This window comes from Roseomonas sp. BN140053, assembly GCF_047690175.1.
Classification (GTDB): domain Bacteria; phylum Pseudomonadota; class Alphaproteobacteria; order Acetobacterales; family Acetobacteraceae; genus Roseomonas.
Window position 1 is genome coordinate 16,951 of sequence record NZ_JBLLEB010000002.1, and the last position, 13,760, is coordinate 30,710.

The following is a 13,760-nucleotide window of genomic DNA, read 5'->3' on the forward strand; positions in this document are numbered from 1 at the left end:
GGGGCGTATGGTTATGAGCAATAAGAATTCGGGTACGGGAGCGCGGGAACATCGTGGACGGCCTGGTCACCTTCGAGTTGCGCGACCGCATCGCCTGGATCGGCCTGAACCGGCCGGAAAAGCGCAACGCCATCAACGACGCCCTGCTGGAAGCCCTGCACGCCGCCGCCGCCCGCGCCCAGGGCGAGGCCCGCGCCGCGGTGATCCACGGCCACGGCCCCTGCTTCTGCGCCGGGCTCGACCTGGCCGAGCACCAGGCGCGCGACCCCGAGGGCGTGTTCACCCATTCCCGCGCCTGGCACGCCGCCTTTTCCGCCATCCGCCGCGGCCGCGTCCCCTTCATCGCCGCGCTGCACGGCCCCACCGTGGGCGGCGGTCTGGAACTCGCGGCCGCCTGCCACATCCGCGTGGCCGAGCCTTCCGCCTTTTTCGCCCTGCCCGAAGGCCAGCGCGGCATCTACGTCGGCGGCGGTGCGTCCGTGCATGTGGCGCGGCTGCTGGGCGCCTCGCGGATGGCGGACATGATGCTGACCGGCCGCGTCCTGGACGCCGCCGCCGCCGAGCGCGCCGGCCTGGTGCAGTACCTGGTGGCCGAGAACGAACGCCTGGACAAGGCGGGCGAGCTGGCCACCAAGGTCGCCGCCATGGCGCCGCTGACAGTGCTGGGCGTGCTGCAGGCCCTGCCGCGCATCCAGGACATGTCGGAAGATGACGGCCTCTTCGTGGAAAGCATGATGGCCGCCCTGGCGCAGACCGGGCCGGAAGCGGCACAGCGCCTGGCCGACTTCGTGGAAAAGCGCGCGGCACGGCTGGGCACGGCGGGCAGCTGACCCAAGCCGGCGCCGCCGCGAAACGCGCGAGCGCCCGGGCCACCATGCAACACCACCACGGCACCCGCCGATCGCGCCGTGGTACCGAACCAATCGGCCGGGACCCATCCATTCCCGGCCGCAAGGCAAGCGCGGAACCAACCGCCGCATCGAACTCGGGGAGGAGCGCTCAGCCATGGCAGAACCCGGCACCCCGGCCCGCCCGGACCCCGCCGCCACCCTGGCGATCCTGCTGAACTGCGTGATCGACGGCGCGCAGCACCGCCCCGACGCGGACACCACCGCCGCCATCCTGGACGAGGCCGCCCGCTTCGCCGCCCGCCACATCGCCCCCGTGGCCACCCTGCTGGACCGCCCCGGCTGCCGGCTGGAAAGCGGCCGCGTCCGCACCGCCCCCGGCCACCGCGACGCCTGGCGCGCCTTCGCCGAGGCTGGCTGGGCCGGGCTGACCGTGGCGGAGGCCGCGGGCGGCGGCGGGCTGCCCATGGCCCTGGCCGCCGCGGTGCAGGAGCTCTGCGACGCCGCCTCCCCCGCCTTCGGCATGCTGGCGATCAACGCCCGCTGCGCGTCGCGCCTGCTGGCGCAGCACGGCGACCCTGCCATCCGCGACGCCTGGCTGCCGCAGCTGGCGGCGGGGCGCTGGACCGCCACCATCTGCATCTCCGAACCCCAGGCGGGTTCCGATGTCGGCCGCATCCGCACCCGCGCGGAGCAGGACGCGGGCGGCACCTGGCGCCTGTACGGCGAGAAGTGCTGGATCTCCTTTGCCGACCACGACCTCGCGGACCGCATCGGCCATTTCGTGCTGGCCCGCCCGCGCGGCGCGGAAGGCGGCACGCGCGGCCTGTCCCTGTTCCTGGTGCCCGACAGCACGGAGGACGGAAGCCGCAACGGCGTGTCCATCCTCCGCCTGGAGGAAAAGCTGGGCCTGCACGGCTCCCCCACCTGCTCGCTGCTGTTCGAGGGCGCGGAAGCCACCCCCATCGGCCCGGCCGGGCGCGGTTTGCCGACGCTCTTCGCCATGATCGTCGCCATGCGGCTGGGCGTGGCCGCCCAGGGCGCCGCCGTGGCCCAGGCCGCCGCCGACCTCGCGGAACTCTACGCCGCCGAGCGCACCCAGGGCGGCCCCGCGGGCGCCCCGCCGGTCCCGATCACCAACCATGCCGAAATCCGCCGCCTGCTGCTCAGCATGCGCGCCCGTGCCGAGGCGGTGCGCCTCATCTCCCTCCAGGCCGCCGCCTGGGTGGATGCCGGCGATGCCGGCGACGCCGCCGCCGCGGCCCGCGCCGCCCTGCTGCTGCCGCTGGCCAAAACCCTCAGCGCCGAGGCCGCCACCCGCAACGCCGACGCCGCCATCCAGGTCCTGGGTGGCGCCGGCTATGTCCGGGAATGGCCGGCGGAGCGGATGTGGCGCGACGCCCGGGTCTTCGCGATCTACGAGGGCACCACGGCGATCCAGGGCCTAGACCTGCTGCTGCGCCGCGTCCCCGCCGAGGGCGGCGCCACGCTTCGCGACCTCCTCCACCACTTCGCGCCCTCGGCGGAACTGGCGGGCACCGTGCTGGACACCGCCGAGGCCTTGCTGGCCGCCTCCCCCCGCGCCCGGGAAGCCGCGGCGGTGCCCTTCCTGCACCTGCTGGGCCTGGCCTGCGCCGACGGGCTGCTGCGCCGCGCCGGGCAACAGGCCGGGCCACTGGCCCCGCGCTACGCCGCCCTGGCCGATTTCCACGCGGCGGAAGCGGCGGAACGCGCAGCCTTCCTGGCCGCGCGTTGCCGGCGCGACGACCTCGATGCCGGCTTTGCCGCCGCCTTTCCCGAACTCGCGGCCCCCGCCGCCTCGCCCGCGCCGACCGGCGCCTGAACCAGCCCAGCAGGAGCAGCAGCATGGACGTCAACGGCATCTCGGCGCTGGTCACCGGAGGCGGTTCCGGCCTCGGCGCCGCCACGGCGGAAGCCCTGGCCCGGGCCGGCGCCCGCGTGGTGGTGATGGACCGCAACGCCGAAGCAGCGCAGTCCGTCGCCGCCCGCATCGGCGGCACCGCCATCCCCGGCGACGTCACCCGCCCCGAGGACGTGCAGGCCGCGGTGGACGCCGCCTCCGCGCTCGGCCCGCTGCGGCTGGCGGTGAGCTGCGCCGGCATTGCTCCCGCTGCCCGGGTGCTCGGCCGCAACGGCCCTCACGACCTGGAACTGTTCTCCAAGGTGGTGGGCGTGAACCTCGTGGGCACCTTCAACACCCTGCGGCTCGCCGCCGCCCGCATGGCCGGAACCGAGCCACTGGCCGACAACGAACGCGGCCTGATCATCAACACCGCCTCCGTCGCAGCTTTCGAGGGCCAGGGCGGCCAATGCGCCTATGCCGCCAGCAAGGGCGGCGTCGCCGCGCTGACCCTGCCCGCGGCGCGCGACCTCGCCCGCTCCGGCATCCGCGTGCTGTGCCTGGCGCCGGGGCTGATCCACACGCCGCTGATGGACACGCTGACGGAGGAAGCCCGCGCCTCCCTCACGCAGTTGCCGCTGTTTCCCAAGCGCCTCGGCCGCCCGGACGAGTTCGGCGCGCTGGTGCTGTCGCTCTGCGCCAATACGCTGATGAACGGCGAAACCATCCGCATCGACGGCGGACTGCGCCTGCCGCCGCAATGACCGACACCCCGGCGGCCGGAACCGGCGGGTCGCGGCCGATCCGACCCGGCCGCGCGGCGCCCCGGCGCAAGACTGACGCCGCCGCCGGGAAACCGCGCTAAACTCCGCCCCAGGACCACACCGGCCCCGCGCCGGGCCCAGCGAGCCGCCCCCCGCGGGCGCGCTCCACAGCGATCGGGAGAACACGCTCCATGGACACCCCCGTCCCCACCGTCACCACCAAGGTGTCCACCGCCACGCGCAGCGTCCGCCGCGCCCCCAATGCCCCGCCCAGCCGTCACCGCGCCGATATCTGCGTCGTCGGCTCCGGCGCCGCCGGCATTTCCGCCGCGCTGGAAGCCGCGCGCCTGGGCCGCGACGTGCTGCTGGTGGACGGGCAGCCCGTGCTGGGCGGGCAAGCCGTGAACTCCATCGTCGGCACCTTCTGCGGCCTCTTCTCCAACGGCTCCGAGCCCTACCAGCTGACCTACGGCATGGTGGGCGACATGCTGCGTGACCTCGGCGAGACGGGGGCCGCCTATTTCCGCCGCTCGCCGCACAACAACATCGTCATCTACGACGAGGTCGCGCTGGGCCGCTGGATGGAGAACGCGGTGCGCGAGGCCGGCATCACCGTGCTGCTCGGCGCCGTGCTGCGCGAGGTCGTCGTGGAGAACCGCCGCGTCACGCTGCTCAAGCTCGCCACCCGCTACGGCGACGTGGAGGTCGAGGCGCAGGGCTTCGTGGACGCCACCGGCGACGCGGCCCTCGCCTGGCAGGCCGGCTTTGAGTGCCAGGAACCCGCGGACGGCCCGGTCTACGGCACGCAGATGGTGGTGCTGGAAAACATCGACGAAGCCCACCTCCCCTCGCGCGAGGCGATCCCCGCCCGCATGCGCGAGGTCGGCGAGAAGTACGGCCTCCTCCGCCGCGAAGGGCTGGCCTTCGTGATCCCCGGGCGGGGGATCGCGGCGATGAACATGACCCATGTCGAAACCCCGCTGGAACCCTTCGCTGCCTCCGCCAAGGCGCTGGAAGGCCGCGACCAGGCGGACCGCGCCGTGCGCTTCGCCCAGACGGAATTCCCCGAAGCCTTCGGCAAGTCGCGCATCCGCTCCTACGGCTTTCCCGGCATCCGCCAGACCCGCTGGATCAAGGGCCGCCAGCAGCTGACCTCGCAGGACGTGGTGGCCGGCACGCGCTTCCCCGACGCGATCGCCCGTACCGCCTGGCCGATCGAGCTGCATAACAGCGGCGACGAGCACGTCTGGCAGCCCTTCGGCCCCGACCACATGCACTACATCCCCTTCGGCAGCCTCACGCCGGCCGAGGGTGACAACGTGGTGGCAGCCGGCCGCTGCATCGACGCCGACAACGCCGCCCTGTCCTCCGTGCGGGTGATGGGCCCCTGCATGGCGATGGGGCAGGCCGCGGTGCACGCGCTGGACCTCGCCGGCAGCGGCAGCGTGCACCAGATCGACCCGGCCGCGCTGCGCGAGCGGGTGCGCGACAACCTGGAACGCCGCGACCGGCCGTACGGCTGAGAAGCGGGCGGCTGAGAAGGCGGGAGCAACACGCGATGCGACTCACCGACGACGAGAAGGCGATGCTGGACGGGGCGCAGGGCCCCGCCAAGCAGCGCGCCATGGACCTGCTGATGCGCTACGGCCGCGCCCTGGGCGCCGAGCGTCTGGTGGAGGTCAACAACGTCGCCTCCACCTTCAACGTCACCACCGCCGGGGTGCGGGAGGTGGCCGTCAACAAGGGCTTCGACGCCGTCTTCTCCGAATACAACCTCGACAGCGACGAGGTGGTGGAGATGCCGCAGGCGGCCGCGCCGACCTGCCAGCTGATCCAGGGCATGGACCCCTACCACCCCGAGCTGAACCGCCTCGCCCCCGACAACGTGGAACTGCAGAAGCAGTCGGAAGCCTTCTTCAAGGCGCGCGGCGTCAGCATCATGGCGACCTGCGCGCCCTACCAGGTCGGCAACGTGCCCAAGCTGGGCGAGCACTGCGCCTGGATGGAATCCTCCGCCGTGGTGCTGTGCAACTCGCTCTTCGGCGCCCGCACCAACACCGAGGGGCGCGAGAGCACGGGGGCTGCCAGCATCACCCGCCGCATCCCCTACTGGGGCTACCACCTCCCGGAGAACCGCCTCGGCACGCATCTCGTTGACGTCGAGGTGCCCGTCGAGGACATGCTGGAATGGGGGCTGCTGGGCTACCACGTCGGCGACGCGGTGGGCGAGCAGATCGCCGTGCTGCGCGGCATCGGCCGGGCACCCAGCATGATCATGCTGAAGCATTTCGGCGCGGCCGGCGCCTCCTCGGGCGGCATCGAGATGTACCACGTCCCCGGCGTGACCCCCGAAGCCCCCACGCTGGAAGCCGCCTTCGGCGGCCGCGCCCCGCGCGAAACGTTGCGCTACGGCGCCGCCGAACGCCGCCGCGCCTACGAGAACCTCAACGCCTCGACCAGCACGCGCGAGGTGGATTTCGTGATGCTGGGCTGCCCGCACAACTCGATGGAACAGCTCCGCACCTGCGCCCGGCTGCTGGACGGCAAGCGCCTCAACGCCGGCACCGCCATGTGGGTCTTCACCCCGCGCGCCCTGCGCGAGGAAGCCCAGGCCGAGGGGCTGCTGGAACCCATCCTGGCCGCCGGCGCCCACGTGCTCAGCGACACCTGCCCGGCCATCTCGCGCCTGATGCCCAAGGGCACCAAGGTCGCCTGCACCGACAGCGCCAAGCAGGCGCACTATCTGCCACCGCTGACCGGCGTGCAGTGCTGGTTCGGCGCGGTGGATGATTGCGTCCGCGCCGGCATCACCGGCCGCTGGGAAGGAGATCTGCCGTGAGCGCCGAAACCCTCGACACCACCATCCTCCTGCGCGGCCGCGGCGCCGTGCCCGGCATCGCGGAGGGCGAGGCCCTCGTCACCCGCGACACCATCTCCGGCTGGGGCGGCGTGGACCCCAAGACTGGCACTATCATCGAGCGCCGGCACGAGCTCTGCGGCCAGAGCTTCAAGGGCAAGGTGCTGGTGTTTCCCGGCGCCAAGGGCTCCTCCGGCTGGTCGCAGTATTTCCACCTCACCCGCACCTTCGGCTCCAACCCGATCGCGATGGTGTTCACCGCCGTCAACACCAAGATGGCGCTGGGCGCGGTGGTGACGCGCGTGCCCTGCGTCACGGAATGCGACCAGGACCCGGTGGACGTCATCCAGACCGGCGACTGGGTGCGCGTGGACGGCGACGCCGGCACGGTGGAGATCACCCGCCGCCGCTGAACACCCCCTCGCGGCCGGGCGCGGTCGCTTCCCGAACCACAAAAACCACGAGGAAACCGTCCATGCCCGTCATCGCGCGCCGCGACCTCGCGGCCCTCCTGGGCACCGCCCTGCCCGCCGCCGCGCTACGCCCGCACGCCGCCGGCGCCGCGGACGCCTTTCCCGCGCGCCCGATCCGCGTGGTGATCCCCTACGGCGCCGGCGGCTCCATCAATGGGCTGGCGCGCATGGCGATCGAGTCCATGGGCCGTTTTTCTCCGCAACCCTTCGTGGCCGACAACCGCCCCGGCGCCGCCGGCACGCTGGCCTCCGAACACGTCGTGCGCTCGCCGGCCGACGGCTACACGGTGATCTTCGCCACCCTCGGCACGCTGCTGCTGCACCGCTACCTCTACCCGAACCTGAGCTACGACCCGCGCAGCGCCTTCGCGCCCATCGGCACGGTGGCGGAAAGCCCGCTGGTGCTGGTCAGCTCCACCGCCCTGCCCGCGAAGAACATCGCCGAACTGGTGGAGTTCTCCCGCCGCCAGCCCGACGCCGCCACCTACGCCCACACCGGCACCGGCTCCCTGCCCCACCTGATGGGCGAGCGCCTGGGCGAGCTGACCGGCGTGCGGATGCTGATGGTGCCCTACCAGCTCGCCTCCGGCATGACCTCGGACATGATCGCCGGCCGCGTGCACATGACCTTCGAGACGCTGCTCAACGCCCAGCCGATGATGGCCGGCGGCACGATCCGCGCGCTCGCCGTCGCCTCGCCCGAACGGCTACCGCAGATGCCCGACGTGCCCACCCTGGCCGAGGCCGGCTATCCCGCCCTGACCACCACGCTCTGGACCTCCTTCGCCGTGGCGGCCGGCACGCCGCCCGCGGCGCAGGAATGGCTGGCGTCGACGCTGGACCGTGCCCTGCGCGCGCCGGAAACGGCGGAAAGCTTCAGCCGCTTCGGCGTCACCCCCAAGATCATGGAACCCGACGAGTTCCGCGCCCTTCTGGCCCGCGAGGACGAAGCCTGGCGCGCCACCGCGGAGCGCGTCGGCCGCACCCCCGCCTGAGGAGAACGCCCCCGATGCACCGCAGGACCCTCGCCGCCGCCGGCCTCGGCGCCGCCTCCCTCGCCCTCCCCGGCCGCGCCGCGCGGGCGCAGGGCTGGCCCGACCGCCCGATCCGCATGTTCGTGGCCTACCCGGCCGGGCTGATCCCCGACGTGCTGGGCCGCCTGCTGGCGCAGCCGCTCAGCGCCAGCCTCGGCCGCCCGGTGGTGGTGGAGAACGCCGCCGGTGCGGCCGGCAACATCGGCACCGACCGCGTCGCCAAGGCGGCGCCCGACGGCTACACGATCGGCCTGACCAGCAACGGCCCGCTGACGCTCTCGCCCACCTCCACACCCAACCTGCCCTTCAACGTGGCGCGCGACCTGGCGCCCATCACCCCCGTCGCCTCCACGCCCACGGCGCTGATGGTCTACCCCGGCCTGCCCGCCAACACGCTGCAGGAACTCCTGGCCCTGGCCCGCGCCAAGCCGGGCGAGCTGAGCTTCAGCCACACCGGCATCGGCAACTCCACCCACATCGCCGGTGAGTTGATGAAGAAGCGCGCGGGCGTGGACATCATCTCCGTGCCCTACAGCACCTCGCTGGTGCCGGACGTGATGGCCGGGCGCGTCAGCATGACCTTCGGCTCGGTCAACACGGCGCTGCCGCTGGTGCGCGACGGCAAGCTGAAATGCCTCGGCGTCACCTCGCGCGAAAGGCTGGCCAGCGCGCCGGACTTCCCCACCTTCAGCGAATCCGGCCTGCCCGATTTCGAGGTGCTGACCTGGTTCGGCCTAGTCGCCCCTGCCCGCACGCCGGAGGCGGTGGTGAACCGCCTCCATGCCGAAACGTCGGCGGCGCTGACCACCCTCCGCCTGCGCATCCAGGAACTGGGCGCCGAGCCGATGAGCGAAACCCCCGCCGCCTTCACCGCCCGCATCGCCGCCGAAACCCGCCAATGGGCTCCGGTACTGCGCGACATCGGCGCCGTGCAGAACTGAGGACGCCCGCATGTTCTACGAGCCCGGCCGCACGCCGCACGGCCTGCCTTTCAACCCCTTCAAGTCCTGCGTGGTGCCGCGCCCGATCGGCTGGATCTCCACGCTGGACGCGAACGGCGTGGCCAACCTCGCGCCCTACAGCCAGTTCCAGAACGTCACCTTCGACCCGCCGATCGTGATGTTCTCCGCCAACCAGACCTCCTCGGGCACGCGCAAGGACAGCACGGTGAACGCCGAGCGCGAGGGCAGCTTCGTGTGGAACATGGCCACCTTCGCGCTGCGCGAGGCGGTCAACATCTCCTCCGGCGAATACCCGCCCGGCGTGGACGAATTCGCGGAAGCCGGGCTGACCAAGGCCCCCTCGCGCCTGATCCGCCCGCCCCGCGTGGCGGAATCCCCGGTGCAGTTCGAGTGCGAATACATGCAGACCGTGCGCCTGCCCGGCGGCGGCGTGATGGGCACGGTGGACGTGGTGTTCGGCCGGGTGATCGCCGTGCACATCGACGACGCCGCGCTGACCGCCGACGGCAAGCTCGACATCCCCCGGCTGCGCCCGCTCGCGCGGCTGGGCTACCACGACTACACCTCCGTGGATCACAGCTTCACCATGCCCAGCCCCAACAGCGGCGCCGGCGGCGCGGGCCTCGAAGGCTCTCCGGAAAAAGCCAACGCCCTTCTCGGCACCGGACACCGCGCGGTGCAGCGGGGCTGAGCCGCCTCACCGAATCGCGCGAATCCCGCTTCCGTCCCGGCCCGGCACCGGGCAGGCTGCCACGCAAGGCGGCCGCGTCGCGAGCCGCCCAGAATCGCGAAACGCACCCGGCAAGCCGGGACGGGAAACGGGAACAGGAAAAGCATGAGCACCGCCACAGCCGCGCCACCGGGAACGCGGGAGGCCAACCGGCCGATGACGCGCGAGGAGCGCAAGGTCATCCTGGGCTCCTCGCTGGGCACCGTGTTCGAATGGTACGACTTCTACCTCTACGGCTCGCTCGCCGGGCTGATCGGGGCGCAGTTCTTTTCCCAGTACCCGGAGGGCACGCGCAACATCTTCGCGCTGCTGACCTTTGCCGCGGGCTTCCTGGTGCGCCCCTTCGGTGCCCTGGTGTTCGGCCGCATCGGCGACCTCGTGGGCCGCAAGTACACCTTTCTGGTCACCATCGTGATCATGGGCGCCTCCACCTTCATCGTCGGCCTGCTGCCGGGCTCCGACAGCATCGGCATCCTGGCGCCGATCCTGCTGGTGGTGCTGCGCTGCCTCCAAGGCCTGGCGCTGGGCGGGGAATACGGCGGTGCCGCCACCTACGTGGCCGAGCACGCACCCAACGGGCGCCGCGGCTTCTACACCTCCTTTATCCAGGTCACCGCCACGGCCGGGTTGTTCCTGTCGCTGCTGGTGATCCTGGGCGTGCGCACCGCCACCGGTGAGGAAGCCTTCGCCGCCTGGGGCTGGCGCATCCCCTTCCTGGTCTCGGTGATCCTGCTCGGCATCTCGGTGTGGATCCGCTCCACCCTGAACGAGAGCCCGGCCTTCCGGAAGATGAAAGAGGAAGGCACGGGGTCCAAGGCGCCGCTGTCGGAAGCCTTCGGCCAGTGGCGCAACGCCAAGTGGGCGATCCTGGCGCTGCTGGGCCTGACCATGGGCCAGGCGGTGGTCTGGTACACCGGCCAGTTCTACGCGCTGTTCTTCCTGGGCTCGATCCTGAAGGTGGACGGTCCCACCACCAACCTGCTGATCGCCTGGGCGCTGCTGCTGGGCTCGGGCGGCTTCGTGTTCTTCGGCTGGCTGTCGGACAAGATCGGCCGCAAGCCGATCATCCTGGGCGGCTGCCTGCTGGCGGCGCTGACCTACTTCCCGCTGTTCAAGCTGCTGACGGCGGAAGCCAACCCGGCGCTGAACCGCGCGCACCAGACCATCCCCGTGCAGGTGGTGACCGATCCCGCCACCTGTTCCTTCCAGTTCAACCCCGTCGGCACGGCGCAGTTCACCACCGCCTGCGACGTCGCCAAGGCGGCGCTGGCCCGTGCCGGCGCCATCTACTCCACCGAGGCCGTTCCGGCCGGCACCGCCGCTTCCGTGCGGGTGGCCGGAACGTCCGTGGCCGCTCCTGTGCTGGAAGGCCGCAGCCCGGCCGAGCGCACGGCGGAAACCGCCCGCTTCAACCGCGAGCTGACGGCGGCGCTGACCACCGCCGGCTATCCGGCGGCGTCCAACCCCACCGTGGTGCGGATGTCCGGGCCTTTCGACGTGTTCCGCGAGCAGCCGGCGGTGCTGATCCTGGTGCTGACGATCCTGGTGATCTACGTCACCATGGTCTACGGCCCCATCGCCGCGGCGCTGGTGGAGCTGTTCCCGACGCGGATCCGCTACACCTCCATGTCGCTGCCCTACCACATCGGCAACGGCTGGTTCGGCGGGCTGCTGCCGGCGACCTCGCTGGCGATGGTCGCCCAGACCGGGGATATCTACTACGGCCTCTGGTACCCCATCGTGGTGGCCCTCGCGACGGTGGTGATCGGCATGCTGTTCATCCCCGAAACCAACAAGCGCGACATTTTCGAAGAAGGCACTCCCGACGGCGCACCGGTCCGGCGCGCCTGACCACGCTTCCGGGAACGGCGCCCCGGCGCCGTTCCCGGCCCATGCCGCGCGGGGGACCTCCGGGTCCCCCGTTCGCGTTTCGGGCGAGGCGGCCCAGGCCCGGCCCCGCCGCCCCTGTCTCCACCGCGCCTCTCCTCCTGCCGCGCGCCACCTTGGCCCCCGCCCGTTCGGCCGAGCGCTACACCGGCCACGCACCGCTTGCATCCGCCCGCCCAGCGACCGAGGCTGCCCGGCAAAAATCCCGGAGGAACACCCATGCCCGAGGACGCGCCCGCCGCCGGCAGCAGCAGCCGCTACGACGACCTCTACGCCGACTGGCAGCGCGACCCGCACGGCTGGTGGCTGCGCGCCGCCGCCGGCATCGACTGGGACCAGCCCCCGACCCGCGCCTTCGACCCCGACAGCGGCCCTTACGGCCGCTGGTTCCCCGACGGCCGCCTGAACACCTGCGGCAATGCCCTGGACCGCCACGTCGCCGCCGGCCGCGGCGCCCAGCCGGCCATCATCCACGACAGCCCCGTCACCGGCACCGTCGCCACCCTCACCTACGCCCAGCTGCTGCACCGCGTGGAACGCCTGGCCGGCGCCCTGGCCGCGCGCGGCCTGCGCGCCGGCGACCGCGTGGTGATCTACCTGCCGATGGTGCCGGATGCCGCGGTGGCGATGCTGGCCTGCGCCCGGCTCGGCGCCGTGCATTCCGTGGTGTTCGGCGGCTTCGCCGCCCCCGAGCTCGCCGCCCGCATCGCCGATGCGCAACCGCGGCTGATCCTGGCCGCGTCCTGCGGCATCGAGGGCGGGCGCGTGGTGCCCTACAAGCCGCTGCTGGACGCCGCCCTGGCGCAGTCGCCGCACCAGCCCGAGGCCTGCCTGATCCTGCAGCGCCCGCAGCTCGCCGCCACGCTGCTGCCCGGCCGCGACGAGGATTGGCTGGCCGCCGAAGCCGCCGCCGCGCCGCATCCCTGCGTTTCCGTGGCCGCCACCGACCCGCTCTACATCCTCTACACCTCGGGCACGACCGGGAAGCCCAAGGGGGTGGTGCGCGACAACGGCGGCCACGCCGTGGCGCTGCATCGCTCGATGTCGCTGATCTACGGGCTGCGTGCCGGCGAGGTGATGTTCACCGCCTCCGATGTCGGCTGGGTCGTGGGACACTCCTACATCGTCTACGCGCCGCTGCTGGCCGGCTGCACCTCCGTGCTGTTCGAGGGCAAGCCGGTGGGCACGCCCGATGCCGGCACCTTCTGGCGCACCTGCGCCCAGCACGGCGTCCACGTCATGTTCACCGCCCCCACCGCCCTGCGCGCCATCAAGAAGGAGGACCCGGGGGGCCGCCTGCTGGCCGGGCACGACCTGTCCGCCCTGCGCGCCCTGTTCCTGGCCGGCGAGCGCTGCGACCCCGACACAGCCAGCTGGGCCGCGGAACTGCTCGGCCGCCCCGTGGTGGACCACTGGTGGCAAACGGAAACCGGCTGGCCCATCACCGCCAATTTCCGCGAAGCCGGCCTGTTCCCGCAGCCGCCCGGCTCCGGCGGCAAGCCCTCCCCGGGCTACGCGGTCGTGGCGCTGGACGAGACCGGCACCGAACTCCCGCCCGGCGGCAACGGCGCCCTGGCGATCCGCCTGCCCCTGCCGCCGGGCTGCGCCCCCACCCTGTGGCAGGACGAGCCGCGCTTCCGCGCCGCCTACCTGTCCCGCTTCCCCGGATACTACGAGACCGGCGATGCCGGCCGCGTGGACGCCTCGGGCCTTGTCTGGGTGATGGGCCGCACCGACGACATCATCAACACCGCCGGCCACCGCCTCTCGACCGGCGCCATGGAGGAAGTGCTCGCCTCCCACCCCGCGGTGGCGGAATGCGCCGTGGTGGGCCGGCACGACCCGGTGAAGGGCCAGGTGCCGCTGGGGCTGGTGGTGCTGAAATCCGGCGCCACCCCCGATGAGGCGACCCTGGCCGCCGAACTCGTCGCCCTGGTGCGCGAGCGCATCGGCCCGGTGGCCGCCTTTCGCGAAGCGCGGGTGGTGAACCGGCTGCCGAAGACCCGCTCCGGCAAGATCCTGCGCGCCACGCTGCGCCGCATCGCCGACGGCGAGGACTACCCCGTGCCGCCCACCATCGACGACCCGCAAACGCTGGAGGAGATCGCGGCGGTGCTGCACGCCGGAACCGGTTGAACCCGGGAGCCCCGCCGGCACCCCACCGGCACACCCAGCAGCCGCGAAGACCCGCGCGGCACCCGCCCCGCCGCCGCATGGCAGGAAACGCCGGATCTGTCACATTCCCGGCCTTCGTGCCATTTCGGCGCCGTTGTGCCACTCCGCGCCGCCCGGGCGGGCGCGCCGGGCTTGCTTTCACGATCCTAAGTGTCTAGGATAATTGATA

The 13,760-nt window shown here is 72.5% G+C and carries 11 protein-coding genes; all 11 read left to right on the forward strand.

Annotation, left to right across the window (positions count from 1 at the left end; all coding sequences use genetic code 11):
- Positions 1 to 53: 53 nt before the first annotated feature.
- The 11 genes from ACLIBK_RS02230 (at position 54) to ACLIBK_RS02280 (ending at position 13,552) form a co-directional block, all read left to right on the forward strand.
- Positions 54 to 830 (forward strand): crotonase/enoyl-CoA hydratase family protein, encoded by a 777-nt coding sequence (locus ACLIBK_RS02230; RefSeq protein ID WP_415385582.1) that lies wholly within the window; start codon positions 54 to 56, stop codon positions 828 to 830.
- 175 nt (positions 831 to 1,005) lie between these two features.
- Entirely contained in the window at positions 1,006 to 2,691 is a 1,686-nt protein-coding gene (locus ACLIBK_RS02235) for an acyl-CoA dehydrogenase family protein (RefSeq protein ID WP_415385583.1), read from the forward strand.
- A gap of 23 nt (positions 2,692 to 2,714) precedes the next feature.
- Positions 2,715 to 3,473, forward strand: a complete 759-nt coding sequence (locus ACLIBK_RS02240) for an SDR family NAD(P)-dependent oxidoreductase (RefSeq protein WP_415385584.1) — start codon at positions 2,715 to 2,717, stop codon at positions 3,471 to 3,473.
- Between the two features lie 191 nt (positions 3,474 to 3,664).
- Entirely contained in the window at positions 3,665 to 4,996 is a 1,332-nt protein-coding gene (locus ACLIBK_RS02245; RefSeq protein ID WP_415385585.1) for an FAD-dependent oxidoreductase, read from the forward strand.
- A gap of 35 nt (positions 4,997 to 5,031) precedes the next feature.
- Complete coding sequence (locus tag ACLIBK_RS02250) at positions 5,032 to 6,312, forward strand: aconitase X (RefSeq protein WP_415385586.1); 1,281 nt, start codon at positions 5,032 to 5,034, stop codon at positions 6,310 to 6,312.
- Complete coding sequence (locus ACLIBK_RS02255) at positions 6,309 to 6,743, forward strand: aconitase X swivel domain-containing protein (protein WP_415385587.1); 435 nt, start codon at positions 6,309 to 6,311, stop codon at positions 6,741 to 6,743. The genes ACLIBK_RS02250 and ACLIBK_RS02255 overlap by 4 nt, the downstream gene beginning before the upstream one ends.
- A gap of 62 nt (positions 6,744 to 6,805) precedes the next feature.
- Positions 6,806 to 7,798: a Bug family tripartite tricarboxylate transporter substrate binding protein gene (locus ACLIBK_RS02260; RefSeq protein ID WP_415385588.1), complete on the forward strand. Its 993-nt coding sequence runs from the start codon at positions 6,806 to 6,808 to the stop codon at positions 7,796 to 7,798.
- Positions 7,799 to 7,812: 14 nt separating this feature from the next.
- Positions 7,813 to 8,778, forward strand: a complete 966-nt coding sequence (locus ACLIBK_RS02265; RefSeq protein ID WP_415385589.1) for a Bug family tripartite tricarboxylate transporter substrate binding protein — start codon at positions 7,813 to 7,815, stop codon at positions 8,776 to 8,778.
- A 10-nt stretch (positions 8,779 to 8,788) separates the two neighbouring features.
- Positions 8,789 to 9,490 carry a flavin reductase family protein gene (locus ACLIBK_RS02270; protein ID WP_415385590.1) on the forward strand — a complete coding sequence of 234 codons (702 nt, stop codon included), beginning with the start codon at positions 8,789 to 8,791 and terminating at the stop codon, positions 9,488 to 9,490.
- A gap of 144 nt (positions 9,491 to 9,634) precedes the next feature.
- A complete protein-coding gene (locus ACLIBK_RS02275) occupies positions 9,635 to 11,380 on the forward strand; it encodes an MFS transporter (protein WP_415385591.1) in 1,746 nt (581 codons plus the stop codon).
- Between the two features lie 255 nt (positions 11,381 to 11,635).
- On the forward strand, positions 11,636 to 13,552 hold the full coding sequence (locus ACLIBK_RS02280; RefSeq protein WP_415385592.1) for an AMP-binding protein: 1,917 nt from the start codon (positions 11,636 to 11,638) through the stop codon (positions 13,550 to 13,552).
- The last annotated feature ends 208 nt before the right edge of the window (positions 13,553 to 13,760 follow it).

What these genes read in the sequence shown, in the direction of transcription:
- ACLIBK_RS02240 (WP_415385584.1), top strand. Translation starts at nt 2,715, where the DNA reads ATGGACGTCAACGGCATCTCGGCGCTGGTCACCGGAGGCGGTTCCGGC.
- ACLIBK_RS02260 (WP_415385588.1), top strand. Translation starts at nt 6,806, where the DNA reads ATGCCCGTCATCGCGCGCCGCGACCTCGCGGCCCTCCTGGGCACCGCC.
- ACLIBK_RS02265 (WP_415385589.1), top strand. Translation starts at nt 7,813, where the DNA reads ATGCACCGCAGGACCCTCGCCGCCGCCGGCCTCGGCGCCGCCTCCCTC.
- ACLIBK_RS02250 (WP_415385586.1), top strand. Translation starts at nt 5,032, where the DNA reads ATGCGACTCACCGACGACGAGAAGGCGATGCTGGACGGGGCGCAGGGC.
- ACLIBK_RS02275 (WP_415385591.1), top strand. Translation starts at nt 9,635, where the DNA reads ATGAGCACCGCCACAGCCGCGCCACCGGGAACGCGGGAGGCCAACCGG.
- ACLIBK_RS02235 (WP_415385583.1), top strand. Translation starts at nt 1,006, where the DNA reads ATGGCAGAACCCGGCACCCCGGCCCGCCCGGACCCCGCCGCCACCCTG.
- ACLIBK_RS02280 (WP_415385592.1), top strand. Translation starts at nt 11,636, where the DNA reads ATGCCCGAGGACGCGCCCGCCGCCGGCAGCAGCAGCCGCTACGACGAC.
- ACLIBK_RS02270 (WP_415385590.1), top strand. Translation starts at nt 8,789, where the DNA reads ATGTTCTACGAGCCCGGCCGCACGCCGCACGGCCTGCCTTTCAACCCC.
- ACLIBK_RS02245 (WP_415385585.1), top strand. Translation starts at nt 3,665, where the DNA reads ATGGACACCCCCGTCCCCACCGTCACCACCAAGGTGTCCACCGCCACG.